Below are 26,426 nucleotides of genomic sequence, written 5' to 3'. Positions count from 1 at the left end.
AGCGGAGCGAAGGCCCGAAGAGAGCCGGCCCAGGGGCGGCTCACTCGCACTCCACCAGCTTCAGCCGCACGTCCCGCTCGGTCAGCTCGTCCACGGCCGAGCGCGGCAGCCGATCGTCGGTGATGATCAGGTCGAACTCCTCCAGGCTCGCCACCCGGAACGTGCCGAACTTGCCGTACTTGGTGCTGTCCACGGTCAGCACGCTCTTGGAGGCGATGCGCAGCAGTTCCTGCTTGGCGATGACCTTGGCCTCGGAGGGGGTCGTCGACCCGCGTTCGGCGTCCCAGGAGCTGCTGGCGATGAAGGCGAGGTCGACGTTGACCTTGCGCAGGAAGTCCGCGGTGAACTGGCCCACCGACGAGTGGTCGGAGTGGGACACCACGCCGCCGGTGTGGATCAGCTCGATCCCCGGGTACTCCATCAGGTGCCCGACGACGTTGAAGTCGCTGGTGATGACGGTCAGGCCGACCTTGTCGGTGAGCAGCGGGACCATCTGGAGCGTGGTGGTCCCCGCGTCCAGGTAGATGGTGAAGTTCTCCCGCACCAGTTCGGCGGCCGCGCGCGCTATCGCCCGCTTGGCGGGCACCTCCAGTTGCGCCTTGGCCAGGTAGGACGGCTCGCTCTTGAGCCGCGCCGCCAGCCGGACACCGCCCGTCACCGACAGGACCTTGCCGTCGTTCTCCAGTGCCTGGATGTCACGCCGAACCGTCATGTGGGACACGGACAGCATCGACGTGAGCTCGTTGATGCTCAACACGTGACGCTCCTGGAGGAGCTTCAGGATGTGCTCTCGCCGCTGGTCCGGGATCATCGTTCGCCTCACACTCCGGGGCCGACAGGGGAACGCCGTGCGGATACGACGTCATGTAACAGAGTTTCCCAGCTCGGGGGACCGGGACAGCGGTCTGACGACGTGACACCGCTCGCAGTGGCCGCGACCGCGCCCCCGCGACCGGGCGGCGGGCCGGGCGCGCCGCCCCGCCCACCGGGCTCCGCGCTCCATCGTGCCAGTCCGCCTTGGTCGGCGTTTTTCCTGTTTGCACCACGCACGGTCGCGGACTTTGCCACCCTGTCACCATGACGTTGTCCATCGCACTGAGCGGAGACACCGCACATTCCCCGGGGAACACCCTCCCCGCCCTGCGATCAGCGTGGCGCGCAGGAGCCGACCTGGTCAAGGTCGACGTCCACCTGAGCTCGGACGGATATCCCGTCCTGGTCGACGACCGCGTCGCCGCCACACCGGGCGCCCCGCCCCGCCCGGTCACCGACCTCACCCTGGCCGAACTCGCGGCCGCCCGGGACGACGTGGAGCGGCGCGTCCCCACCCTGATGGAGGTGCTGGGGGAGTTCCGTCCCGGGATCGCCCCGCCCCTGCTGATCGACGCCGCCGCGCCGGAGGCCGCGCTGGCCGCGGACGCCCTCCTGCGCGAGCGGGGGCTGGCCGACCGGGTCCTGTTCACCGGCTCCGTCGAGACGCTGGGGGCACTGCGGTCACGCAGTTCCGAGACGCCGCTGCTCCTGGCGTGGGACCAGCCGGGCCTGCCTCCGGAGGACGTGGCGCGGGCTCTGCACCCGACCTACCTCGGCGTACGGAACACGCTCCTGAACCGGGAGAGGATCGGGGAGATCCATCGTTTCGGATATCGCGTCGCGGTATGGAACGTGAATGAGTTTCCGGAAATGGCGCGGTACGTCGGAATGGGCGTCGACGCGCTCGCGACGGAACGGATCGAGGATCTGACGTCGTTGACGAAGGACACCGGGAAGGGGGTCCATCACACCGCCGAATCCGCCTGACCGGGAACGGGAGCAGCAGGTCAGCGGCATCGTAGTGGGGGCGTCGAACCACACGGAGAACGGGTTTCGGGTCCCCATTCGCCTGCCGGCGGACACACCGCCACCATGTGCCGCGCACCCGAACCATTCTCCACTGACTTCCCGCATTCCACCTGCTACGACGGCGTGCCGAGGATATCCTCGAAACCGGTTCCCACCGAATCAGCCCCGCGCTGCCCCGCCCCCCGCGGCGTCCTCCGATCGACGAGACAGCACACAGATGACGGCCGAGACCTCCCCTCACGCCCTTCGCACCACGGCCCCCGTCCTGGACTGCGCGGCACGCCTGTTCGCCGAGCACGGCGCACGCGGCATCGCCATGTCCGACCTGACGGCGCACATCGCGGCCGAGACCGGGACCGACGCCGCCTCGCTCAGACGCGCCTTCCCGACGCGCTTCGACCTGGCCTACGCTGTCGTCCTGCGCTCCACCCGCGAGCGCGTCGACGGGCAGTTGGGCGCGGACGACACCGGCGCCTCCGCGCTGGAACGCGTGGCACGGCTGGTCAGACGGCACGTCGAGATCGGGTGGAAGCACCGCGCGGCGACCGCGCTCGGACAGGAGCTGCTGCCGGTGCTGCGTGCCGTCCACCCCTCCCGCCACCGGGACATCGCCTGCCTCACCCGCGCCTACCGCGAGCACCTCCGCACGATCATCGCGGACGGCGTCGCCTCGGGGGACTTCGCCATCCTCGACCCCGGCAGAACCGCCGACGAGGTCCTGGAGACGCTCGACTCGCTCCTGCACTGGTACGACCCCGACGGCGGCCTGAGCCTGGACGACCTGGCCGCGGTCTACGTCGATCTGGTGGTCCACCATCACCTGGGCTGCCCGCGCTGACCGGGGCGTCGGCCGTCAGCCTCCGACCAGGGCGTACAGATCCACGGACTCGGCGATCGCGCGCAGCCCGGCGTCCCCCGGATGCAGGTGGTCACCGGAGTCGTAGGCGGGCAGCAGCCGGGTCGGGTCGTCCGGGTCCCGCAGCACCAGGTCGAAGTCCCACACCCCCTCGTACACGGAGTCCGGGGCGCCCGCCCGCGCCCGCAGGTGGGCGTTGACCTCCTGACGGGCCCGCTCCACCCGCGGCGTGCACAGGCGTTCGCCTCCGCAGGGGGCGAGGGTCGCCACGAAGACGCGCAGTCCCCGTTCCCGGGCGAGCGCGGCGACCTCGTCGAGCCCGGCGACCACCCTCCGCGCGGGCGTCCCCCACCTCAGGTCGTTGATCCCGGCGAAGACGACGACGGTGCCCACGCCGGTCTGGGCCAGCACGTCCCGTCGGAACCGGTGGCGCAGGCTGACACCGGCCGCGGTGTCGGCCAGTCCCTCGCCCGGGTAGGCGTCGCCGACGACCTGGTTCCCGGACACGCCCGTGTTCAGCACCCCGAGGTGGGGGACGCCCTCCCGGGCGGCCAACCTTTCACTGAGCACGTCGGGCCAGCGGGCGTGGGCGTCGCGGGTGGCGCCGACCCCGTCGGTGATGGAGTCGCCGACCGTGACGATCGCCCCCGGGGCCCCGAGGACCTCCACCCCGGTGAGGAACGGCCACCGGGTGACGAATCCGGTGAACGGCGTCCCCGTGGTGTCCAGGGTGTGGTCCCCGCTCCCGGGGGCGCTCGTGAAACCGGTGTCCACGGCCGCGTGGTGGACCGGGGCGCTCGTCACGCGCTCCGGCAGGTGGATGCTCACCCAGAGTTCGGTGTTGGCGGGCAGCGCGATCGCGACCGGGTCGCTGAAGAGCTGCCCGCCGGCCGGGATGACGGCTCCGGGCGCGCCGTCGAAGGTGAGCGGGACCGCCGTGCCCTCCGTCCCGGCGCCGGTCCCGCGCGGGGCGAGGGAGGCGGCCCCTATGGTGACGGGGCGGCTCGCGAACGTGTTGGCGAGGCGGATGCGCGCGCCGTCGCCGCCGGTACTGGTGCGCACCGCCAGACGCAGGGTCTGGTCCTCCCAGGGACCGACCTCCAGCAGCGCGGAGGTGGCCCGGGACCAGGTGCCGACCCAGTCGCCTCCCACCGGGGTCCCCTCCGCCGCGAAGACCTGGATGTCGCCGCCGACCGGCTCGCGGGGCAGCACCACGTGGGAGACCTCACGCAGGGGGTCGACCGGGACCGTCCGGGCGTACAGGCGGGCCCCGCCCGCCCTTCCGGGGCCGGACCGGGAGTTGGTGTAGGGGAGGGAGAGGACGGCGTCGGCCGCGGGGCCCGCCGACCAGTCGGGCACGGAGAGGGTGAACTCCTCCTCCGTGCCGTCGGCGTAGACCACACGGCCGGTGCCGAGGACGGGGGCGCCGAGGCCGTCGTCGCGGGTGGCGGTGACGAGGAAGGCGACCGAACGGACGCGTTCCTCCTCCAGGGCCACGAACTGCCCCCGGCAGACCAGGTGATCGGGGCGTCCGCCGCCGTAGGAGGGCAGGTCGATCGGGACGCCCAGGACGGTGACCGCGCCGCCGGAGTGCCACCCTGCCTCGGCCAGGGTCCGCGCGGACAGGCTGTGGCCCGCGCCGTCGAGGTCCCCGGCGACAGCGGCGTCGTCACGGGTGATGCCCACGCGGTCGACGAGGTCGGCGAAGGGCTCCGGCGCGACGGTCCGGTGGTCGGGCGACCGGGGTTCGGCCTCCCGGGGGAGGACGTGGGCGGCCACGGCGACGACCACGAGTGCGACCAGGGCCGCTCCGACGCCCACGAGGTGGGGGAGGAGCCGTCCCCGGTGCCCGGTCTGCGCACTCCGCCGTCGCCTGCCCGCGTTCACCACTCGCCTCTCCACTGGTTCCACGCGTCACCGACGGGGTGGACGGCGCGGGGCGCGCCGGGGTCGGTGAGACGTGGGACACGACCGCCCCGCGCGGGCCGCCAGTCTAGACGAGTACCCGGAGCGGAAGGGAGGAACACGACATCGGACACGGTAAGGACGACGTGGAACGTCAGGGAGAACGCGCAGTGCATCCACAAAATTCATAACGAAAGGTAGATAATGCGCTGGTGTCACGTTCGTGAAGGATTCTCATATTCCACGGATACCCGTGGGCGCTCGCACCTTCCACGGAATGCCTGAGCGGCCCCGGATCGTGACGGGCGCGTCCCCGCGCCCGGAAGGGACGGGCGCCCCACCCCGCGGCACCGTTCTGCTGGAATGATGGGCCACGCCCCCGTCCCACCGAGGGCGGAGGGTGAGACCCACGTCCGCGGGCGGCTCCGCCCCCGCCACCCGCGCGCATCCACACGGCGGTGCTTGGAACCGGCACCCGGTGTGCGACCGTCTGCTGAGGTAGGGCTTGCGACACCTCGCCCACACATCCACGTGAAGGAGAACCCCATGTCCCACCCCAACACTCCCCCACCGGGCGACCCCTACGGCGAGGGGCACCAGCCCGGCCACCAGGGCGGGACCGGCGGCTACACCCCTCCGCCGGGGTACCAGACCGGCGGTTACCCGGCCCAGCCCGGCGGCCACCCCCAGCAGGGTCAGCCCGGATACGGCCCGCCCCCGCAGGGTGGCCACCCCTCCCCGTACGACCAGCAGCAGTGGCACGGCGGCCAGCCGGGCTACGGTCAGCCCGGTTACGGCGGCCAGCCCACCCCGGACGACAGGCAGATGGCCTTCTTCGCCCATGTCGGCGGCGGCATCCTCGGGTGGATCGTCCCGCTCATCATCTGGGCGATCAAGAAGGACGAGTCCCCCTTCGTCCGTCAGCAGGCGCTCGCCGCCCTGAACTTCCAGCTCGTCCTGCTGATCGTGTACGTGGTCTCCGGCGTGCTCATGATCGTGCTCGTCGGCTACCTGATCTGGCTCGCGGCGTGGATCTTCTCGGTGGTCATGGGCCTGCGGGCCGGCCAGGCCGTCAACCAGGGACAGCCGTTCACGTACCCGTTCAACGTCACCTGGGTGAAGTAGCGGCCGACGTGCCGGGAGGCGCCCGCCGCCCGTGACGGGGGCCGATCGGGCACGAACGACAATCCACACAAAAGCGAAATGGGGGCGCATCGCTCCGATGCAGCACTGTCGTCGACCCGTGGACACGGGTCGACGACACCCGATTTCGCGTTCGACAAGGGGGTAGGCCGGGCAGGACTCGAACCCGCGACCCAGGGATTATGAGTCCCCTGCTCTAACCAGCTGAGCTACCGGCCCGCCGTCGTTCGGCAAACGTCATCCTAACAGGGTGCGTCCGACGTTTCCGCGCCGTAAATCCGTGATCCACGGGAGATTGACACACGGTCCCATCTGGGCACGGCCGGCTTCCCCGCACCTGGGTCACCCGCCTCGGGCACGCTCGGTCTAGGGTGGTGAGGTGCGGCGCGCGCCTGGTCGGACCCCAGCGCCCCGGCACGGACGCCGCTTCATACCCATTGGTAACATCGCGGGTCGCACTTCGTCGTCAGGAGAGTTCACGTCATGGCCCAAGTACCCGTCAACGTCACCGTCACCGGCGCCGCTGGCCAGATCGGCTACGCCCTGCTGTTCCGGATCGCCTCCGGTCAGCTGCTGGGGGCCGACACCCCGGTGAAGCTGCGCCTGCTGGAGATCCCGCAGGCCGTCAAGGCCGCCGAGGGCACGGCCATGGAGCTGGACGACTGCGCGTTCCCGCTCCTCCAGGGCATCGACATCTTCGACGACGCCCGCCAGGCCTTCGAGGGCGCCAACGTGGGTCTGCTCGTCGGCGCCCGCCCGCGCGGCAAGGGCATGGAGCGCGGCGACCTGCTGGAGGCCAACGGCGGCATCTTCAAGCCGCAGGGTGAGGCGATCAACGCGGGCGCGGCCGACGACATCCGCGTCCTGGTGGTCGGCAACCCGGCCAACACCAACGCCCTCATCGCCCAGAGCCACGCGCCGGACGTCCCGGCCGAGCGCTTCACCGCGATGACCCGCCTCGACCACAACCGCGCGCTCACCCAGCTCGCCAAGAAGCTCAACGTGTCGATCAACGACATCAAGAAGCTCACGATCTGGGGCAACCACTCCGCGACGCAGTACCCGGACCTGTTCCACGCCGAGGTCAACGGCGCCAACGCCGCCAAGGCCGTCGACGACCAGGCATGGCTGGAGAACGACTTCATCCCGACCGTCGCCAAGCGCGGCGCCGCGATCATCGAGGCCCGGGGCGCCTCCTCGGCCGCCTCCGCCGCCAACGCCGCCATCGACCACGTCTACGACTGGGTCAACGGCACTCCCGAGGGCGACTGGACCTCCGCGGCCATCCCCTCCGACGGCTCCTACGGCGTTCCCGAGGGCCTCATCTCCTCCTTCCCGGTCGTGTCCAGGAACGGCAGGTGGGAGATCGTCCAGGGCCTGGAGATCGACGACTTCTCCCGCTCCCGCATCGACGCCTCCGTCCAGGAGCTCGTCGAGGAGCGCGACACCGTCCGCAAGCTCGGCCTGATCTAGGGTCACGCCACCCGAAGCGGTGGAACGGTCCCGGGCACGGGACCGCGACCAGCGGGGCGCGCCTCCCTCGGGGGCGCGCCCCTCGCCGTTCCAGGGGGCTCCCCGGGCGCCGACCGTCCCGAAGGGTGCGCGGGAGCGGGCAGTATAGGAAGTGTGAGTCTCATCGATGTGCTTCCGGCCGAACCCGACCCCGACTCCCTCTTCGAGGCGTTCGCTTTGTGGGCCGAGGAGCGGGGTCTCACCCTCTACCCGCACCAGGAGGAGGCCCTCATCGAGGTCGTCTCCGGGTCCAACGTCATCCTCAACACCCCCACCGGCTCCGGCAAGAGCATGGTGGCCACGGGCGCGCTGTTCGCGGCGCTGGCCCGCGACGAGTGCGCGTTCTACACCGCACCGATCAAGGCCCTGGTCTCGGAGAAGTTCTTCGACCTGTGCAAGATCTTCGGCACCGACAACGTCGGCATGATGACCGGTGACGCCAGCGTCAACGCCGACGCCCCCATCGTCTGCTGCACGGCCGAGGTCCTGGCGCAGATCGCGCTCGCCGAGGGCGACCGCGCCGACATCGGCACCGTGGTCATGGACGAGTTCCACTTCTACGCCGAACCCGACCGCGGGTGGGCCTGGCAGGTGCCGCTGCTGGAGCTGCCGCAGTGCCAGTTCCTGCTCATGTCGGCCACCCTGGGCGACGTCACGCGGTTCGAGGAGGACCTCAACCGGCGCACCGGCCGCTCCACCGCCGTGGTCGCCTCCGCCGAGCGCCCCGTCCCGCTCTACTACGACTACCGGGTCACGCCGCTGCACGAGACGTTGGAGGAGCTCCTGTCCACCGGCCAGGCGCCGGTGTACATCGTGCACTTCACACAGGCGCAGGCGGTCGAGCGGGCACAGTCGCTGACCAGCATCAACATGTGCACCAAGGCGGAGAAGGCGGCGATCGCCGAGGAGATCGGCAACTTCCGCTTCACCACGAGGTTCGGCCGCAACCTGTCCCGCTACGTACGGCACGGCATCGGCGTCCACCACGCGGGCATGCTGCCCAAGTACCGGCGGCTGGTCGAGCGGCTGGCCCAGGCCGGCCTGCTCAAGGTCATCTGCGGCACCGACACCCTGGGCGTGGGCGTCAACGTCCCCATCCGCACCGTGCTGTTCACCGCCCTGAGCAAGTACGACGGCACCCGTGTGCGGCGGCTGCGCGCCCGCGAGTTCCATCAGATCGCCGGGCGGGCCGGGCGGGCCGGGTTCGACACCGTCGGCAACGTGGTCGCCCAGGCGCCCGAGCACGTCATCGAGAACGAGAAGGCGCTGGCCAAGGCGGGCGACGACGCCAAGAAGCGGCGCAAGGTCGTGCGCAAGAAGGCGCCCGAGGGGTTCGTCTCCTGGGACAAGGCCACCTTCGACAAACTCATCGACGCCGAACCCGAACCGCTGACCTCCCGGTTCCGGGTCAGCAACGCGATGCTGCTCAGCGTGATCGGCCGCCCCGGCAACTGCTTCACCGCCATGCGGCACCTGCTCACGGAGAACCACGACGACCGCAGAACCCAGCGCCGCCACATCCGTGAGGCGATCGCCATCTACCGGTCGCTGCTCGACGGCGGCATCGTCGAGACGCTCCCCGAACCGGACGAACAGGGCCGCACCGCACGGCTCACGGTCGACCTCCAGGCCGACTTCGCGCTCAACCAGCCGCTGTCCACCTTCGCCCTGGCCGCCCTGGAACTGCTCGACGCCGAATCGCCCAGTTACCCGCTGGACGTGCTCAGCGTCGTGGAGTCCATCCTGGACGACCCCCGGCAGATCCTCGGCGCCCAGCTGAACAAGGCACGGGGCGAGGCCGTCCAGCAGATGAAGATGGACGGGATCGAGTACGAGGAGCGGATGGAGCGGTTGGAGGAGATCGACTACCCCAAGCCGCTGGAGGAGCTGCTCGACCACGCCTACGAGGTCTACCGGCGCGGGCACCCGTGGGTGGGCGACCACCCGCTGCGCCCCAAGTCCGTGGCCCGGGACATGTTCGAGCGGGCGATGACCTTCACCGAGTACGTGGGCTTCTACGAGCTCGCGCGTTCGGAGGGCCTGGTCCTGCGCTACCTGGCGAGCGCCTACAAGGCCCTGAACCAGACCGTGCCCGACGACGCCAAGACCGAGGAGCTGCGCGACCTCGTGGAGTGGCTCGGCGAGCTGGTCCGCCAGGTCGACTCCAGCCTGCTGGACGAGTGGGAGCAGCTCACCAACCCGGAGGAGGAGGCGCCGGACGGGGAGGCCGAGGCCGAGGAGCGGGTGCGTCCGGTCACCGCCAACGCACGTGCCTTCCGGGTGCTGGTGCGCAACGAGATGTTCCGCCGGGTGGAGCTGGCCGCCCGCCGCCGCTACGACGACCTCGGGAAGCTGGACGCCGACGGGGGGTGGGACGCCGGTTCCTGGGAGGAGGCCCTGGAGGACTACTTCGAGGAGCACGACGAGATCGGGACCGGACCCGACGCGCGGGGCCCCGCGATGTTGCTCATCGAGGAGGAGGACGGGCTCTGGCGGGTCCGACAGATCCTCGCCGACCCGGCGGGCGACCACGACTGGGGGATCAGCGCCGAGGTCGACCTGGCCGCCTCCGACGCCGAGGGGCACGCGGTCGTCCGGATCACCGACGTCAACCGGTTGTGAGGCTGTGCTTGCTTTGGGCCTCCGCTTCGCTTCGGCCCGTGTTCGGGCGCCCCAAAGGCCAGGATGCTTCATCCTCGGCGGCGCCTGCCGCTCGTTCCTCGCTCGCGGCTTGCCTCGTCTTGCAGCGCCCTGGCGGCACCCGAACCAAACCCCCTGGTCCTCCGCTTCGCTTCGCCCGCCCTACCGGTCGCCGTCCGCCAGCAGGTGCGCGTTGACCTCGCGCACGCCCTCGGCCAGGTCGGGGCGCTCCACGACGCTCCGACCCGCGCGGCGCAGCCGTTCGGCTCCGTCGCAGTCCACGAACAGCTCCGGCTCACGCCAGGCGAAGACCACGCGCGGGATCGGGGTGTCCAGCACCAGCTCCGCGCAGGGCACGGGCCGGGAGGAGCGGGCGCTGCACGGCTCCAGCGACGAGTAGAGGGTGGCCCCCTCCAGACGGGGGTCGCCTGCGGCCACCTCCCTGAGCGCGACCTCCTCGGCGTGGTCGTGCGGGGAGTCCCGACGGGAGTGGCCCTCGCCCAGGACGGTTCCGTCGGCGGCCACCACGACCGCCCCGACGGAGAAGGCCGTGGTCGAGGGCGGGCACTTCCGGGAGAGGTCGACGGCGCGGCGCAGCCAGTGCGCGTCGGCGTCGCCCCCGGCCGGGGGAGGTCCGGCGCTCACCGGCGGTCCTCCGTGTCCCCCGGCGCGTAGCGCAAGACGGCGACGTCGCCGAGCGCGCGGGCCTCGACCAGGCGCATGGGCGTCCGCGGCCCGTGCGGGAAGGCTCCGGGCAGGACGAAGCTCGGGGCGTCCTCCTCACCCACGAAGAAGGGGGCGACCGCCAGACGGAGTTCGTCCACCAGGCCCGAGGTGAGGAAGAGGGTGTGGATGTGCCCGCCGCCCTCCACGAGCAGGCGCTCGACGCCGCGCGCGGCCAGGTCGGCCAGGATCGCCTCGGCGGTGGGCGGATCGCCCGCGTCCACGACCTCGGCGGGGGGCTCGGCGGTCGGCCGGGTGGCCAGGCGTTCGCGGACCAGGGCGAGGCCGTCGCCACCGGTGTAGACGACCGCTCCGGCGTCCCCCGTGGAGAAGAGGCGGGCGGTCGGGTCGATGTCCCCGCCACGGGTGACCACGGCCTTGAGCAGGTTCTCCGGGCGGCCCCGGGCGCGGCGGCGCTCGCGCAGTTCCGGGGAGCGCACGAGGAGCCGCGGGTCGTCCGCCCGCAGGGTGCCCGCGCCGACGAGGATCGCGTCGCACTCGGCCCGAAGCTCGTCGATCTCGGCGAAGTCCGCCTCGTTGGACAGCCGCAGCCGCTCGGGGCCGGTGTCGTCGATGCGCCCGTCGATCGACACGGCGCAGCTCAGGATGGTGTGGGGACGGTCCATCCCCCCAGGCTAACCGCGCGGGAGGGGCGAACGCCGCCGCTCCGGGGCCGTGACACGACGGCACGGGGCCGAGGGGTTTTCGATGATGATCCCGCCACCGGTCTTCCTGCGCTTTCACGGTTGCCGGAGCGGATTCACGCGGGCAGCGAGTACGCACGGCAATTAACCGACCGTTTTGACGGTGACCTTATTCTACTCCGCTCCGTATGCGTTCCGTGGCACTTCGGCGACATACGCGGACAATCAGTCCCCGACACGTGTTCGATAAACCATCTCCGACCACGCTGCCCACGATCCCTCGCAAGCACGCGATCGGGCGCCCCCGCAGGGCCCGCGGGGACGGTGGCGCACCCTCGCACGGCGCACACCCCGCCCTCCAGATTCCCCACAAAATGGACATTAGGGGTATATGACCTGGTCGCCCGGGATAGGCGTAACCCGCGGCACGGGACACGACAAGGACATCCCCAACCACGCGTTTTTTTGTGACCGGTATCCTCGACTCGGTTAACAAACACCGCCCGCGAGGAATACAATCCCAGGAGTCGAGCACACTTCCCCACCTCACGACAAGAGGACGGCGATGTCGCGATTCACCTCCCCCCCTTTCCTGAGGCAGGCGGGGGACAAACACGTCCGAGCCAAGCCGCCGCCCGTCGTCGATCTGGCCCAGCCCAGCATCGCGCGGCTGCGCTCCTTCCATCTCAAGGGCAAGGACCACTTCGAGGGCGATCGCGAACTCGCCACCCGAGCCGACCAGGCCGCGCCCGGTTTCCAGGAGGTCGTGCTCGGTGAGCGCGCCTTCCTCCAACGGGCCGTCCGATACCTGGCCGAGGCGGGGGTCACGCAGTTCCTCCAGTTCGGGGCCGGCCTGCCCGCCCCGGGGGACCCGCACGAGATCGCCCGGGAGAGCGTTCCGGACGCCCGTGTCGTCTACGCCACCGACGACCCCATGGTGCTCACCCACCACCGGGCCCTGCTCCGCGACGGCCGCACCACCACCGCCGTGCACGGGGGGCTCACCGAACCCGGACGGGTCCTGCGCGACCCCGAGACCCGCGGCTTCCTCGACCTCGACCGACCGGTCGGACTGCTGCTCACCGGCGTCGTTCCGCACGTGTCCGACGACGAGGACCCGGCCGGGCACATCGCGACCCTGCGCGAGTCGCTCGCCCCCGGCAGCCACCTCGTCCTGAGCCACTACTGCCGCCCCGACCGGAGCCGGTACCCCAAGGACGCGCTGCGCGCCGACCGCCTGGAGGACGTCTTCATCGAAGGTCTCGGCTCCGGCTGGTGGCGCGGCCACCGCGAGGTGGAGGCCCTCTTCGACGGCTGGGAGATCCTCAGCCCCGGAGTCCTGGAGGTCCAGCGCTGGCACACACTGCCCGTCGCGCCGCCCGTCCCCGGCTGCTACCAGATGCCGCGCCGCAACCGTCGGCTGATCATCGGCGGTGTGGGCCGGATCTGAACCCGTCGCCCCTCTCCCCCGCGTTGGAGCCCTCCGGCCCGACAGCGGGTGAGGGGCGTCGTGCGTGCGCCCGAAGAACGACGAAGGGCCCTCCCCGGTGGGAAGGACCCTCGAACCGCTCCCGCGACTGGACTCGAACCAGTAACCTGCCGGTTAACAGCCGGCTGCTCTGCCGATTGAGCTACGCGGGATCGCGCCCGCCCGGCTCCCTCATCGGGGGCCGCGGCGACAGCCACTAGCCTAGCGCCTCCCGAGGGGTGCTCGGGACGCTTTTTCGCCCCTCCCCCGCCTCCGGTGGCCCGAGCCGCCGTCGACGAGGTCGCCCCCGTCCGCGAGGAGCGGCGGCCGACCTGGCCCGCCCCCGCACGACGAAGGGCCCTCCCCGGTGGGAAGGACCCTCGAACCGCTCCCGCGACTGGACTCGAACCAGTAACCTGCCGGTTAACAGCCGGCTGCTCTGCCGATTGAGCTACGCGGGATCGCGCCCGCCCGGCTCCCCCGTCGGGGGCCGCAGCGACAAGCACTAGCCTAGCGCGCTTTTCGGAGTGCTCGTGACCGGTGTCGGGCCGTGTGGCCACGGCCACGACAGGGTAACGTCGGGGCACGAACCGTCCCGAACGCCACCAAGGCCTGGAGAGGGAGCCCATGCGCTACCGGATCACCTTCGCCGCCGGACTCGCCATCGGTTACGTCCTGGGCGCCAAGGCGGGCAGGGCCCGCTACGAGCAGCTCGCCCGCACCGCCCGGAAGGTCGCCGACAGCCCCGTCGTGCAGGAGGTCGCCGGGCTCGTCGGAGCACAGGTCAGCAACGCGGGGCGCACGGTCTACGACAAAGCCGTCGACACCCTCCCGGTCACCTCCCTGCGCGACTTCCTCGCCCGTCCCACGGAGGAGGAGAGGGAACTGGTCGAGTGGGAGCGGCACATGGCCGAGGGCGGGCCGTCGAGCGAGAACGGCTCGGCCGAGAGTCCGCGGGACCGCTAGTGGGCCTGTTCCGCCGGGCGGTCCCCGAATCGGTCCGCGCCCGGCTGGAGCGGGGCGAGCGCGTGCTCACCCACGCGCCGGTGCGCGCGGCCGAGGGCGAGGAGCCCTTCCTGGTCGCCACCACACTGGCCCTGTACCTGCCCGACGGGCGCGCGGTGCCCTGGCAGAACATCGACCAGGCCCGGTGGACCCCGGACACGCTGACCTTCGACGAGGAGGGCGGGGGTCGGCACACCGTCCGCCTGCGCTCCGAACCCGCCGAGGACGCCGTCGACTACCGCCGTATGGCCGAGACGGTGGCCGAGCGGGTCACCGCCACCATCCTGGTCAACCGTTTCTTCCCCTACCCCCACGACGACTCGGCCACCGGTTTCCGTCTGGTGGCGCGCAGACCGCCCGGCGGCAGCGAGGCGCACTGGCGCGTCCACCTGAGCGAGGGCCTGGACCCGAAGGACCAGGCCCTGTCCGAGGCCGTCTCACGCGCCCTGGTCAGGCTCCGCGAGCAGATGGGCGTCTGAGCCCGTCCTCCACGGCCGCGCGGGTTCGGTCGGGGCCCGGGGCGCGAAGAGCCGGGATTCCCCGTCGTCGCCTCCGGCGCGGCACCCCTGCTCCGTCGCCCTCCACCACCCTCGACCGACGCCTACGGCGCAGCCCTCTTCCCGGCTCGGTTCCCCGCTCCCGGCTCGTCTCCTCCCGCAGAACCCGGTGCGCCCCTCGCGGCGATCCCCCGGGCCAGGACCTCGGCCAGATGCAGCGCCCGGCGGCCGGTGCCCTGGCCGATCTGCGTGCGGCAGCTGTAGCCGTCGGCCATGACCAGGGTGTCCGCGTCCGCCGCGCGTACCCGGGGCAGCAGTTCGCGCTCCCCGATGACGGTGGACACCTCGTAGTGCCCCTCGGTGAACCCGAAGTCCCCCGCGAGCCCGCAACAGCCCGAGTCCAGGACCTCCCCGTCGATCCCCGCCCTGGCGATGAGCTCGCGCTCGGCGTCGAAACCCATCACGGCGTGCTGGTGGCAGTGCACCTGCGCCAGCGCCTTGGCCGAGAGCCGGGGCGGGCGCCAGTCGGGCGCGTACGCGTTGAGGAGGCCCGCCAGGGTGTGCACGGCCTCGGCGACGCGTTCGCTCTCCCGACCGGGCAACAGCTCCACCAGGTCGTGCCGCAGGGCCGCCGTGCAGCTGGGCTCCAGCCCGACCACGGGCAGCCCCTGGGCGACCAGCGGCGCCAGCGCGCGGACGGCGCGGCGCATCACCGTGCGGGCGACGTCCAACTGGCCCGTGGACACCCAGGTCAGTCCGCAGCACACCTGACCTCGGGGCAGCACGACGGTGAACCCCGCGTCCTCCAGGACCCGCGTGGCGGCCGCGAGCACCCCCGGGTTGAGGTGGTTGCCGAAGGTGTCCGGCCACAGCACGACCCGGCGTCCGCCCGCGCGGGCCTGGCCGCGTGCGACGCGGCGTCGGAACGCGCGGGTGAAGGTGGTGGTGGCAAAGGCGGGCAGCTCCCTCTGGGCGGCCACCCCGGCGAGCCGCTTGGCCAGCCGCGACATCCCGGGCAGACGGGCCGCCCGGTTGGCCTCGGCCGGAGCCAGGGCCGCCAGCCGCGCCCAGAGGGGCAGCCAGCCCATCGAGTAGTGCGCGGCGGGGCGGACCCGGCCCCTGTAGTGCTGGTGGAGGAACTCGGCCTTGTAGGCGGCCATGTCCACGTTGACCGGGCAGTCGCTCAGGCAGCCCTTGCACGACAGACACAGGTCGAGGCTCTCGCGCACCTCCTCCGACCGCCAGCCGTCGGTGATCACCTCGCCGGAGGCCATCTCGAACAGCAGGTGGGCGCGGCCGCGGGTGGAGTGCCGTTCCTCCTGGGTGACCTGGTAGCTCGGGCACATGACCCCGGGGCCGCTCTGGCGGCGGCACTTGCCCACGCCCGAGCAGCGGCGCAGGGTCCGCGCGAAGTCGCCGTCGTCGTCGGTGTAGGCCAGGGTGACCTGCGACAGCAGCGGCAGCTCTGGCCGGGTGTCGGCGGCCACCCGGATGTCGGCGTCCAGGGGCAGGGGGTCGACGATGACGCCCGGGTTCATCAGGCCGTCGGGGTCCCAGGCGCGTTTGAAGGCGCCGAACGCCCGGATGACCGGCTCGGGGTACATGCGGTCCAGGAGTTCGGAGCGGGCCTGGCCGTCGCCGTGCTCGCCGGACAGGGAGCCGCCGTGGGCGACGACGAGGTCGGCCGCCTCCTCCATGAACGCCCGGTACTCCCGGCGCCCCCGCTCGTGGGTGAGACCGAAGTCGATGCGTACGTGCAGACAGCCGTCGCCGAAGTGCCCGTAGACGACGCCGAAGCGGCCGTGCCGTTCCATGAGCGCGTCGAAGGCGCGCAGGTAGCCGCCGAGGTTCTCCGGCGGCACCGCGGCGTCCTCCCAGCCGGACCAGGCGTCGTCGCCGTCGGGGGTGCGCTGGGTGAGCCCGGCCCCCTCCTCCCGGATCCGCCACAGCGCCCTCTGGTGGGCGGTGTCGGTGACCACGACCGCGTCCTGCGGCCGGGCGCCGCCCTTGAGTCCGGAGAGCATCCGCTCCGCGGCCTCGGCGGCCTCGGCCGGGGCCCCTCCGGCGATCTCCACCAGCAGCCAGGCGCCGCCCTCGGGCAGCGGCACGCGGGAGCGGGATCCGTGCCGGTCCAGGGCCGCGACCATGCGGTCGTTGATGCCCTCGACCGTCAGCGGCGCGTGGCCGAGCAGGTCGGGGACGGCGTCGGCGGCCGAGGCGGCGTCCGGGTAGCCCAGGACGGCCAGGGCTCGGGCGGCCGGTGACTCGACCAGGCGCACGGTGGCGCCGAGCACGAACACGCACGTGCCCTCGGTGCCGACGAGGGCGGCGGCGACGTCGCGCCCCTTCTCCGGGAGCAGCCGGTCCAGGGCGTAGCCGGAGACGCGGCGCCGGAACTCGGGCATGGCGGTGCGCAGTTCGGCGCGGTGGTCCTCGACGATCCGGGTGAGCTCGGTGTAGATCCGCCCCTCACGCCCGGGCCGCCGGGTCAGCTCCGCCCACTCCTCGGCGGTGTGGCGGGAGCCGACGGTCATACGGGTGCCGTCGCTGAGCAGGACGTCGAGGGAGACGATGTTGTCGGCGGTGGTGCCCCAGGCCACGGAGTGGGACCCGCAGGCGTTGTTGCCGACCATGCCGCCGATCGTGCAGCGGCTGTGGGTGGAGGGGTCGGGGGCGAAGGTGAGCCCGTGTTCGGCGGTCGCCCGGCGCAGGTCGTCGAGGATGACGCCGGGCTGCACGGTGGCGGTGCGGGCCACGGGGTCGATGGCCTCGATGGCGCGGAGGTGGCGGGAGGTGTCGATGACGACGCCGGTGCCGATGGCGTTGCCCGCGATCGACGTGCCGCCGCCGCGCGGCACGACCGGGACGCCGTGCTCGGCGCAGGTGCGGACGGCGGCCACACAGTCGTCGACGGTCTCCGGGATGACGACGCCGAGGGGGACCCGGCGGTAGTTGGAGGCGTCGGAGGTGTACAGGGCGAGTGTTCCCGGGTCGAAGGCGACCGTGCCCCGGACCCGGCGTTCCAGATCTCGGCGGAGGTCGGCGGGGGCGGTGCGGGAGGAGGTGAGCTGCGCGTCGGCCATGTCCTCAGCGTGGCCGTCCGGGTCCGGCCGTGGCAACCGCGGCGCGCCCGGAGCAGCGCCGGCTTCGGAGGACGGACCCTCGGCCCGGCTCAGCCCAGGGACTCGTCCATGGCCCGGACCAGCGTGCCGTCCGGGTCCATGTCCAGGTTCCACACCATGAGCCCGCCCAGCCCCCGTTCGCGCACGTACTCACCCTTGAGCGCGATCACGTCGGTGTTGTCGTAGGTCCACCAGGTGTCGCCGTCGTAGATCCAGTACGCCCCCGCCTCCTCGTCGAGGAAGCGCCGCCCCTCGCGCTCCTCCAGGTCGGCGAAGGCCATGGTGGGGCCGTCGTAGGCGTCCTCCGCTGGCGCCTCGGGCACCTGGCCGCGGCCCGCGTTCCGCGCTCCCACGCCCTGCCAGCCGCGGCCGAAGGCGGGCACGCCCACGACCAGCCGCGAGGGGTGCGCGCCCAGGTCCAGGTAGCGCTGGACGGCGCGGTCGACGCTGTTGGCACCGGGGTCGCTCTCGGGGGCGTGGAGGTTGGAGTGGTGGGCGGTCCGCTCGCTCCAGGGGCCCGCGAAGTCGTAGCCCTGGACCGTGGCGAAGTCGACGAGTTCGAACAGTTCCGCGTCGTAGGCGGCGCTCTGCTCGGCGCCGCCCGGCAGCGACACCGAGAGCGTGTACTCGCGCCCGGTCTCCTCGGACAGCGCGTCGAGCTGGCGGCGGAACTCCGCCACCAGGGGGGTGAAGTTCGCGGCGTCGTCGGGGTGGACCGTGTTGCCGGGGGCGCCTCCTCCGCCCGGCCACTCCCAGTCGAGGTCGATGCCGTCGAAGACCCCGGCCGCCGCGCCCTCGCCGCCCTGCGGCCCGCCGTCGCGTACCGGCAGGTCGCCGCGGATCCACAGGTCCAGACAGGAGGCGACGAAGGTCTCGCGCGACTCGGGGGTGCGGGCCGCCACGGAGAGGTACGTCGACCAGCTCCATCCGCCCAGGGACAGACTCGCCCCCAGGTGGGGGTGGTCCTCGCGCAGCAGCCGCAGCTGGTGGAGGCCCCCGGCGAGGTCCTGGTCGGGGTCGTCGGCCCGCCCGTCGACGCTCTCCTGGGCGGTGTACGGCCGCTGGTAGAGCTCCCAGGGCTGGTCCTCGCGCCCGGTGGGGATGTGGCACAGACCGTCCTCGCTGACGTCCCCGAAGGCCCACACGAGGCGGGTCAGGTGTTCCGGGGCGCCGCTGGCCGCCACGTCCGCGACGGTGAAGTCGCGGGCGGCGATGTTCCAGCCCGCGAAGTAGGCGACGCGTTCGGGTTCGCGGCCGCCGAGCAGGACGAGGGCGGTCGCGACGAGGGCGCCGACCGCCAGCGCGGCGGCCAGGAGGGTCAGCGGACGGCGGCGGAGGGGACGGGCCGGGGAGGTTCGGTTGACCTGCACCCTGTCGACCCTAGGCACCGGGCGGCTCGGACGCAGGACCTTCCGGCCGGGACGGCCACATCAGGCCACATCGGCCCGTTCCACCGCGAACGGGGAACCCGGGGCGCCGCTGACACGTTCGCGGCGCTGCGGAGGTCAGCCGCTCGTGAGGTAGTCACGCAGGGCGCCCGCGCGGGAGGGGTGGCGCAGTTTGGTCAGCGTCTTGGCCTCGATCTGGCGGATCCGCTCGCGGGTCACGCCGAACTCGCGGCCGACCTCCTCCAGTGTGCGCGGGTGGCCGTCGGCCATGCCGAAGCGGAGCCGGATGATCCGCCGCTCCCGTTCGGTCAGGTCGCTCAGGAGGGCGCGCAGCTGTTCCTGGAGGAGGGTGAAGGAGGCCGCCTCCGCAGGGACGACGGCGTCGGAGTCCTCGATGAAGTCGCCGAAGTCGGACTCCTCCTCCCCGATCGGGGACTGGAGCGAGACCGGTTCGCGGGCGATCCGCTGGATCTCCAGGACCCGTTCGCCGCCGAAGCCCATGGCGGCGGAGATCTCGGCGGTGCTCGGCTCCCGGCCCAGTTGCTGGTGGAGTCGGTGCTGGACGCGCAGGAGCTTGTTGATCGTCTCCACCATGTGCACGGGGATCCGGATCGTGCGCGCCTGGTCGGCGATGGCCCGGGTGATGGCCTGGCGGATCCACCACGTGGCGTAGGTGGAGAACTTGAAGCCCTTGGCGTAGTCGAACTTCTCCACCGCGCGGATCAGGCCCAGGTTCCCCTCCTGGATGAGGTCGAGGAAGAGCAGCCCCCGCCCCATGTAGCGCTTGGCGATCGACACGACGAGCCGGAGATTGGCCTCGATCAGCCGCCGTTTGGCGCGCCGCCCCTCCTCGACCAGCGCGTCGAGTTCCTCGGCCGTGCACACCGCCGTGTCCGGCTCGCGGCGCTGGGCGTACAGGCCCGCCTCGATCGCCTTGGCCAGGTCGACCTCCTCCTCGGCGGTCAGCAGCGGCACCCGGCCGATCTCACCGAGGTAGAGGCGGACCAGGTCCGCACCCGAGCGTCTGCCGCCGTCGGCGGGGGCGCCGGTCTCCTCCGTCTCGGCGACCTCGACCCCGATCCGGGCCAGACGGGTCACCGCCTCATCCAGGACACCGGGGGGCGCGTCCAGCTGTTCCAAGGCCGAGGCGACCTCACCGCGACTGACCGTTCCCCGGCCCGCGCCCGGCAGCATTCGGACGACCTGTCGAACCGACGGCATTTCGTGCGTCACAACTGTGGGAGCCACCCCTACATTGTGCCGCCACGGACGCCCCCAAGGGGAGACGGAGGGAGATTCATTATTGTCACCCCACTGCTACACCGCCCCCTGAGCCTGCTCGCGGATAGCACGTCTTTGCTGCTCAAGCTGCATGAGTTCGGTGAATACACGCCGCTGTTCATCGAGCTGGGAAGTGCCTTCGAGCCGAGCGAGCTCGGATTTTAGGTTTGCCACCCGACGATTGATGGAATGAGTCTTGATTGTGCCCAGCATTTGAGCGGCGTAATGCTCGTCGAGTTCTCCATAGAACTCCACGGGTTCGACCACCAATCGGGTGAGGAAATCGCGTTGAGCGTCATTCGGCGCGGCCTCGCGCAGATCGTTCACCCAGCCCTGCGGGTCGTGCGCGGCGGCCACTCCGCCACACCGGGCGATGAGGGAGCGCACCGCCCGGTGCTGGGGCACGGTGAAGTCCTCGTCGGTGAACTCGTCGAACCCCCGGGCCAGCCCCGGGAACTGCACGGCGATCTTGAGAGCCTGGCGCTCCCGCTGGACCGAGGGGTCGCGCAGGTCGTAGGGGGCCTCTCCCGCGTCCGGGGTCGGGACCGGGCGGGCGTCGGCGGGCGGCCGCCGGCCGCCCGCGCGCGCAGCGCCGCCACGCATGTGCTGGGCGACCCGGCGCTGCACGAGGGCCTCGTCCATGATCCCGGTCCAGCGGTCCAGGCTCGCCCCGTAGTTGCGGCGCACGCCCTCGTCGCGGATGCTCGCCACGATCGGTGCGGCCGCGTCCAGGGCGGCCATCCGGCCCTCGGGGGAGGAGAGGTCGTAGCCCTCCATGACGTTGCGGATCATGAACTCGTACAGTCGTACGGCGCCGTCGACCAGGTCCTTCACCGCCTGCGGGCCGTGCTGGAACCGCAGGTCGCAAGGGTCGAGGCCGTCGGACTGCACGGCGACGTAGGTCTCGGAGGTGAAGCCGTGCTCCTCGGCGAAGGCGCGCACGGCGGCCTTCTGCCCCGCCTTGTCGCCGTCGAAGGTGAAGACCACCCGGCCGCCCTGGTTGGTCCGGCCCAGCAGCATGCGGCGCAGGATCTTGACGTGGTCCTCGCCGAAGGACGTGCCGCAGGTGGCCACGGCGGTGGTCACCCCGGCGTCGTGGCAGGCCATGACGTCGGTGTAGCCCTCGACGATGACCGCCTCACCCTTCTGGGAGATGTCGCGCTTGGCCAGGTCGAGCCCGTACAGCAGCCGCCCCTTGTGGAAGATGGGGCTCTCCGGCGAGTTGAGGTACTTGGGGCCGTCCTCGGCGGGGTCGAGCTTGCGGGCGCCGAAGCCGACGACCTCGCCGGTGACCTCGCGCACCGGCCACAGCAGCCGGTTGCGGAAGCGGTCGTAGGCTCCGCGCCGCCCCTGGCTGGCCAGGCCGCCGGCGATCAACTCCTGGTCGGTGAAGCCCTTGCGGCGCAGGTGGTCGGTGAGGTTCTCCCATCCGGCGGGGGCGAAGCCGAGGCCGAAGCGCTCGGCGTGGGTCCGGTTGAAACCGCGTTCGGTGAGGAAGCGACGCGCGGTCGCCGCCTCGGGGGACAGCAGGCGCTCGGCGTAGAACTCGGCCGCGGCGCGGTGGGCGTCGAGCAGGCGCTGGCGTTTGCCCTCGTCGCGCCGGGCGCTGCGACCGCCCTCCTCGTAGCGCAGGGTGATGCCCGACTGACGGGCCAGGGACTCGACGGCCTCGGTGAAGCTGAGGCTGTCGATCCGCTGGAGGAAGGAGATGACGTCCCCGCCCTCGTTGCAGCCGAAGCAGTACCACAGATTTTTGGAGGGGGTGACGTTGAAGGAGGGGGACTTCTCGTCGTGGAACGGGCACAGTCCCTTGAGCGAGCCGCCTCCGGCGTTGCGTAGCTGGAGGTACTCGCCGACCACGTCCGCGATGGGGGTGCGTTCGCGCACCAGGGCGATGTCTTCGTCTCTGATCCGTCCTGCCACGGGTGCCAGCGTAGTTCGCCCGGGGGACCGCCCGTCCCCCGTCCACGGGCCCACCCGTCGCCCTCCGCCGCCCGGGCGCCGCTTCGCGACGGAGCCGGACCCCCGACCGGCGCCTCCGGCCCGGCGCCCCGCCCGTTTCCCCGCCGTCCACCCGGGCGACACCGGGGCGTCGACCGTGCCTGGCAGCGTCGGGAACCCCCAGCCGAGAGGATCGACAACGGTGCCCGGTCTCCCCCCGCCGTTCGACCGTCGCTCGACCTGGACCACCGTCGGCGCCGCCGTGGTGGTCGTGGTCCTGATCACGGTCGGGTTCGTCGTGTTCACCCGCGAGACGACACCGGTCGAGGGCGTGGTCGGCTCGGAGAAGGTCGAGTTCTTCGAGGACGAACGCGTCCAGGACCGGTTCGGGGAGCTGGGGTACACCGTCACCGTGCGCCCCCGGGGGTCCCGGCTGCTGGGCGAGCGGACCGGCGGCGCCGACTTCGTCTCCCCCGGCTCCCGCCACCTGGCCGAACGCGCTCGGGAACTCAACAGCGTCTCGACCGAGTACCTGCCGTTCAGCACCCCGATGGTCCTGCTCGGCTACGAACCGATGGTGCGCGCGCTCCAGGGCGCCGGGGTCGCCTCCCTGGAGGAGGACGGCACCTGGTCCTTCGACATGTCCGCCTACCTGGAGCTGACCGAGGAGCGGACCCGCTGGCGTGATCTGCCCGGTGACGCGGTGAGTTCCAGCAACCGCAACGAGGTGCTGGTCCGCACCACCGACCCGCGCACGTCCAACTCCGCCGCCATGCACGCCGTGGTGCTGTCCTACCTGCTCAACGGCGAGGAGGTCCTGGCGCCCGGCCCCGTGGACGAGGACGTCTCCGACACCATCTCCCGGCTCTTCCTCGCCCAGGGCCAGCCGCCGGAGTCCTCGCAGCAGCCCTTCGAGCAGTTCCGCGACCTGGGCGCCGGGCACACACCGCTGGTGTGGGTGTACGAGTCCCAGTACGTGCAGGCGATGGTGCACGGCCCCGAACTGTCCGAGGACGTGGTCGTGCTCTACCCGGGGCCGACCGTCTTCTCCGAGCACGCCGTGGTCCCCCTCACCAGGGCGGGCGACGAGGTCGGCCGTCTGCTCACCGAGGACCCCGAGCTCCAGGAGCTGGCCGCCGAGCACGGCTTCCGCACCGACGACACCGCCCAGTTCGGCGCCCTGGTGGAGGAGTACGGCCTCCCGATCCGCACCCAGGTCACCGACGTGGTCCACCCGCCGACCTACGAGGCACTGGAGGCACTGCTGACCGGCATCGAGGACACCTACGAGGCCAGCGGGGCGAGACCCCCCGTACCCGAAGAGGCCGGTGGCCGGGGCGGGGGTGGTCGCGGATGAGGCGCGCGCTGCCCGCGACCGCGCTCGCGGTCGCCCTGACGGCCTCCTCCTGCTCCCTCGTCGAGGGCCTGGGCGGGGACACGCTGCGCGTCCTGGCCGGGAGTGAGGTCGCCGACCTGGAACCGCTCCTGGAGGAGGTCTCCGAGCGCACCGGGGTGGAGGTGGAGCTCGACTACAGCGGAACGCTCGACGGGCTGGCCCGGGTCGCCGCCGGTGACACCGGGGACTACGACGCGGTGTGGTTCGCCTCCAACCGCTACCTGCACCTGCACGAGGGCGGCCGGACCGCCGTGCACACCGAGACGCCGATCATGGTCTCCCCCGTGGTCCTGGGTGTGGCCGAGTCCCGCGCCGAGACCCTGGGATGGGGCGAGGGCGCCGAGGTGACCTGGGCGGACGTGGCCGAGGCGGTCGCGGACGAGGAGCTGACCTACGGGATGACCAACCCGGGCGCCTCCAACTCCGGGTTCTCCGCCCTGATCGGGATCGCCTCGGCGCTGGCCGACACGGGTTCCGCCCTGCGCGGCGAGGACGTGGAGCGCGTCCGGCCGGAGCTGGCGGAGTTCTTCGAGGGTCAGGAGGTCACCGCGGGCTCGTCGGGGTGGCTGGCCCAGGACTTCGAGCGGCGCGCACGCCAGGGGCGGCCGGTCGACGGGATGATCAACTACGAGTCGGTGCTGCTGTCGGTCAACGCGTCCGGGGTTCTGGAGGAGCCGCTCACCCTGGTGCACCCGGCCGACGGCACGGTGACGGCGGACTACCCGCTGACGCTGCTGGCGGGCCCCTCGGAGGAGACCCTGTCCGCCTACGAGCGGCTGGTCGGGGACCTGCTGTCGGAGGAGACGCAGCAGCGTATCGCCGACGAGACCCGGCGGCGTCCGGTCGCCCCCGGGGCCTCGCTCACCGCGGAGGTGCCGCCGCTGGTGGAGCTGCCCTTCCCGGCCCAGCTGGAGGTGGTCGACGGGCTGGTCGCGGACTACGTCGGCGCCCTGCGGCGTCCGGCGCGCACGGTGTACGTGCTGGACGTGTCCGAGTCGATGGAGGGTGACAGGATCGAGGATCTGCGGTCGTCGCTGGCGGCGCTGACCGGCGCGGACGGAGGTTCGCTCGCCCGTCGGACGCAGGCGTTCCAGGAGCGGGAGGAGGTGACGCTGCTGCCGTTCTCCACCGAACCCGGCGAGCCGAGCACGTTCGTGATGGAGCCGGGGACCGCGGAGTCGGCCGCCGCGGATCTGGCCGAGGAGGTGCGGTCGCTGGAGGCCGACGGGGACACGGCGGCCTACGACGCGCTCCGGGAGGCGTACGAACTGCTGGACTCCGCGCCCCGGGACGACCATCTGACCTCGGTGGTGCTCATGACCGACGGCGAGGTGAACCGGGGCTCGACCCTGGAGGACCTGCGCGCGGCGTTGGACGGGATGCCGCGCGACGTGGCGGCCACCCCGCTGTTCACGGTGCTGTTCGGGGAGTCGAACGAGGAGGAGATGACCGAGCTGGCCGAGCTGACCGGCGGTCGGGTGTTCGACGCGCGTGAGCGGGACCTGGAGCAGGTCTTCCGGGAGATCCGCGGCTACCAGTGAGGGGGCCGCCCGGTTCCCCGCGGGGACCCCTCCCCGCCGGGAACCGGGCGTTCACCCGGTGTTGGACTCCGGGACGGGTTCCCTTCCCGTCCGCGCGAACGGCCCGTGGTCTCCTGCTTCCCGGGGCGCGGATACGGCTCCGACGCCCGTTCACCACCCCCAGGAGTATGTTTTGGAACGTTCCAGAATCCACTGGCGAGCAGGCACCCCCGCGACGGCCGCGGCCCTGGCCCTTCTGTGCGTCCCTGCGTTCGGCACCGCACCGGCCCACGCCGACGACGTCCCGGTCGTCGAGTACCGGGCCGAGACCCCGCCGGTATACGACGACGAGGGCGCCGACGCCGACGACCCGGCGATCTGGCTCAACCCCGAGGACCCCGACGACAGCCTGGTCATCACCACCGCCAAGGAGGACGGCCTGTACGTCCACGACCTCGACGGTCGGGTGCTCCAGCACGTCCCCGCCCCTGAGGCCCCGGGGGCGGACGACGCGGTCGGACGCCTGAACAACGTCGACGTCGTCTACGACTTCGAGCTGGACGACGACGAGGTCGACCTGGCCGTGGTGTCCGACCGGGGACGGGACCGGCTCCGCGTCTACGAGATCGACGCGGAAGCGGTCACCGACGGCCGAGAGCCGCTCACGGACGTCACCGATCCGGACGAGTCCCCGTTCGTCTTCTCCGACGACCAGGACGAGGTGAACGAGGAGTTCACCGCCTACGGCCTGACCACGTGGTCCGACGGCGACGACCACTACGCCGTGGTGAGCAAGGCCGACGGCGCCCGGCTGGCCCTGCTCGAACTCGACGACGAGGACGACACCGTCGGCTACGAGCACGAGGCCGAGATCGACCTGCCCACCTCCTTCGAACTGCCCGACGGCACCACGTGGGAGCCGTGTGTGGACCCGGGCGAGCTGCCCGTGGTGGAGGGCATGGTCGTGGACCAGGAGCGCGAGATCCTGTACGCGGCCTACGAACAGGTCGGCATCCTGCGGATGCCCGCCGACCTGTCGGCGGAGCCCGAGCTGGTCGACACCGTCCGGGAGTTCGGGGTTCCCGCCCGCTACGACGCCGGAACCGACGAGTGCGTCGCCGGTGAGGACCCCGGCTTCGGCGGCTCCCTGCTCAGCGCCGACGCCGAGGGGCTGGCGCTGTACCGGGCGGACGACGGCGAGGGCTACCTCATCGCCTCCAGCCAGGGCAGCGACACCTTCGTCGTCTACGACCGCGACCCCGACACCGGCAACGCTCCCCTCGGCTCCTTCCGGGTCGGCCGGGACGACGACATGGTCGGGCACACCGACGGCATCGAGGTGCTGAACGTGCCCATGGGGCGGTTCGACGGCGGTCTCTTCGTCTCCCAGGACGGGGCGAACCAGCCCGACGAGATCGGTGAGGACGGCGAGGTCCGCGAGCAGACCAACTTCAAGTTCACGCCGTGGGACGACATCGCCGTCGGCTTCGAGCCCGCGCTCAGCGTGGACACCGACGGCTGGCACCCCCGCGACTAGGAAGGT

General features: G+C 71.9%; 19 protein-coding genes and 3 tRNA genes. 11 read left to right on the top strand and 11 right to left on the bottom strand.

The features are described 5' to 3' along the window. Positions 1-40: 40 nt before the first annotated feature. Positions 41-811 (bottom strand): DeoR/GlpR family DNA-binding transcription regulator, encoded by a 771-nt coding sequence (locus DVR05_RS07310; protein WP_116245052.1) that lies wholly within the window; start codon positions 809-811, stop codon positions 41-43. A gap of 266 nt (positions 812-1,077) precedes the next feature. Here DVR05_RS07310 and DVR05_RS07305 point away from each other — a divergent pair, with 266 nt between their 5' ends. Together DVR05_RS07305 and DVR05_RS07300 are read left to right on the top strand one after the other, a co-directional pair. Beyond that, positions 1,078-1,800 (top strand): glycerophosphodiester phosphodiesterase, encoded by a 723-nt coding sequence (locus DVR05_RS07305; protein WP_116245051.1) that lies wholly within the window; start codon positions 1,078-1,080, stop codon positions 1,798-1,800. 259 nt (positions 1,801-2,059) lie between these two features. Beyond that, entirely contained in the window at positions 2,060-2,680 is a 621-nt protein-coding gene (locus DVR05_RS07300; RefSeq protein ID WP_116245050.1) for a TetR/AcrR family transcriptional regulator, read from the top strand. Positions 2,681-2,695: 15 nt separating this feature from the next. On the opposite strand, the gene DVR05_RS07295 is transcribed toward DVR05_RS07300, so the two are convergent. Next, the gene (locus DVR05_RS07295; RefSeq protein ID WP_116245339.1) at positions 2,696-4,585 is read right to left on the bottom strand and encodes a GDSL-type esterase/lipase family protein; all 1,890 of its coding nucleotides are present in this window, start codon (positions 4,583-4,585) and stop codon (positions 2,696-2,698) included. Between the two features lie 564 nt (positions 4,586-5,149). Between DVR05_RS07295 and DVR05_RS07290 the strand changes: the two genes are divergently transcribed. After that, the gene (locus DVR05_RS07290; RefSeq protein ID WP_116245049.1) at positions 5,150-5,728 is read left to right on the top strand and encodes a DUF4870 domain-containing protein; all 579 of its coding nucleotides are present in this window, start codon (positions 5,150-5,152) and stop codon (positions 5,726-5,728) included. A 163-nt stretch (positions 5,729-5,891) separates the two neighbouring features. Here the strand turns inward: DVR05_RS07290 and DVR05_RS07285 are convergent. Continuing rightward, a tRNA-Ile gene (locus tag DVR05_RS07285) sits at positions 5,892-5,965 on the bottom strand. A gap of 264 nt (positions 5,966-6,229) precedes the next feature. On the opposite strand from DVR05_RS07285, the gene DVR05_RS07280 reads away from it, so the two are divergent. Both DVR05_RS07280 and DVR05_RS07275 read left to right on the top strand, forming a co-directional pair. After that, positions 6,230-7,219 (top strand): malate dehydrogenase, encoded by a 990-nt coding sequence (locus DVR05_RS07280; RefSeq protein ID WP_116245048.1) that lies wholly within the window; start codon positions 6,230-6,232, stop codon positions 7,217-7,219. A 168-nt stretch (positions 7,220-7,387) separates the two neighbouring features. Further along, on the top strand, positions 7,388-9,880 hold the full coding sequence (locus DVR05_RS07275) for an RNA helicase (protein WP_116245338.1): 2,493 nt from the start codon (positions 7,388-7,390) through the stop codon (positions 9,878-9,880). A 180-nt stretch (positions 9,881-10,060) separates the two neighbouring features. Here the strand turns inward: DVR05_RS07275 and DVR05_RS07270 are convergent, their stop codons facing one another. Continuing rightward, positions 10,061-10,543 carry a deaminase gene (locus DVR05_RS07270; protein ID WP_116245047.1) on the bottom strand — a complete coding sequence of 161 codons (483 nt, stop codon included), beginning with the start codon at positions 10,541-10,543 and terminating at the stop codon, positions 10,061-10,063. After that, entirely contained in the window at positions 10,540-11,247 is a 708-nt protein-coding gene (locus DVR05_RS07265; RefSeq protein WP_116245046.1) for a dihydrofolate reductase family protein, read from the bottom strand. Before DVR05_RS07265 ends, DVR05_RS07270 begins: the two co-directional genes overlap by 4 nt. A 583-nt stretch (positions 11,248-11,830) precedes the next feature. Between DVR05_RS07265 and DVR05_RS07260 the strand changes: the two genes are divergently transcribed. Continuing rightward, complete coding sequence (locus DVR05_RS07260) at positions 11,831-12,715, top strand: SAM-dependent methyltransferase (RefSeq protein ID WP_116245045.1); 885 nt, start codon at positions 11,831-11,833, stop codon at positions 12,713-12,715. A 118-nt stretch (positions 12,716-12,833) separates the two neighbouring features. Here DVR05_RS07260 and DVR05_RS07255 read toward each other — a convergent pair. Together DVR05_RS07255 and DVR05_RS07250 are read right to left on the bottom strand one after the other, a co-directional pair. Next, a tRNA-Asn gene (locus tag DVR05_RS07255) sits at positions 12,834-12,906 on the bottom strand. 215 nt (positions 12,907-13,121) lie between these two features. Further along, positions 13,122-13,194 (bottom strand) — tRNA-Asn (locus DVR05_RS07250). Between the two features lie 166 nt (positions 13,195-13,360). On the opposite strand from DVR05_RS07250, the gene DVR05_RS07245 reads away from it, so the two are divergent. Both DVR05_RS07245 and DVR05_RS07240 read left to right on the top strand, forming a co-directional pair. Beyond that, complete coding sequence (locus tag DVR05_RS07245) at positions 13,361-13,699, top strand: hypothetical protein (protein WP_116245044.1); 339 nt, start codon at positions 13,361-13,363, stop codon at positions 13,697-13,699. Further along, positions 13,699-14,217: a hypothetical protein gene (locus tag DVR05_RS07240; protein WP_116245043.1), complete on the top strand. Its 519-nt coding sequence runs from the start codon at positions 13,699-13,701 to the stop codon at positions 14,215-14,217. Before DVR05_RS07245 ends, DVR05_RS07240 begins: the two co-directional genes overlap by 1 nt. A 122-nt stretch (positions 14,218-14,339) precedes the next feature. Here DVR05_RS07240 and DVR05_RS07235 read toward each other — a convergent pair whose 3' ends face one another. The 4 genes from DVR05_RS07235 to dnaG form a co-directional block, all read right to left on the bottom strand. Next, positions 14,340-17,318, bottom strand: coding sequence for an FAD-binding and (Fe-S)-binding domain-containing protein (locus DVR05_RS07235; RefSeq protein WP_116245042.1), 2,979 nt, complete (start codon positions 17,316-17,318; stop codon positions 14,340-14,342). Between the two features lie 89 nt (positions 17,319-17,407). Then, positions 17,408-18,727, bottom strand: coding sequence for a glycoside hydrolase family 18 protein (locus tag DVR05_RS07230; protein ID WP_116245041.1), 1,320 nt, complete (start codon positions 18,725-18,727; stop codon positions 17,408-17,410). A gap of 135 nt (positions 18,728-18,862) precedes the next feature. Continuing rightward, entirely contained in the window at positions 18,863-19,939 is a 1,077-nt protein-coding gene (rpoD, locus tag DVR05_RS07225; RefSeq protein ID WP_232832026.1) for an RNA polymerase sigma factor RpoD, read from the bottom strand. A gap of 123 nt (positions 19,940-20,062) precedes the next feature. Next, positions 20,063-21,949 (bottom strand): DNA primase, encoded by a 1,887-nt coding sequence (gene dnaG / locus DVR05_RS07220; RefSeq protein ID WP_116245039.1) that lies wholly within the window; start codon positions 21,947-21,949, stop codon positions 20,063-20,065. Positions 21,950-22,169: 220 nt separating this feature from the next. Between dnaG and DVR05_RS07215 the strand changes: the two genes are divergently transcribed. The 3 genes from DVR05_RS07215 to DVR05_RS07205 all read left to right on the top strand — a co-directional run bounded on the left by DVR05_RS07215 (position 22,170) and on the right by DVR05_RS07205 (position 26,420). Further along, complete coding sequence (locus DVR05_RS07215; protein ID WP_116245038.1) at positions 22,170-23,324, top strand: hypothetical protein; 1,155 nt, start codon at positions 22,170-22,172, stop codon at positions 23,322-23,324. Then, on the top strand, positions 23,321-24,904 hold the full coding sequence (locus tag DVR05_RS07210) for a substrate-binding domain-containing protein (protein WP_116245037.1): 1,584 nt from the start codon (positions 23,321-23,323) through the stop codon (positions 24,902-24,904). Before DVR05_RS07215 ends, DVR05_RS07210 begins: the two co-directional genes overlap by 4 nt. Positions 24,905-25,076: 172 nt before the next feature. Further along, complete coding sequence (locus DVR05_RS07205) at positions 25,077-26,420, top strand: phytase (protein WP_198659078.1); 1,344 nt, start codon at positions 25,077-25,079, stop codon at positions 26,418-26,420. The last annotated feature ends 6 nt before the right edge of the window (positions 26,421-26,426 follow it).

The sequence above is a fragment of the Nocardiopsis sp. FIRDI 009 genome (assembly GCF_003386285.1).
Taxonomy (GTDB): Bacteria; Actinomycetota; Actinomycetes; order Streptosporangiales; family Streptosporangiaceae; genus Nocardiopsis.
Note: the sequence above shows the minus strand (reverse complement) of the source record. Positions and strands in the feature narration are given on the sequence as shown.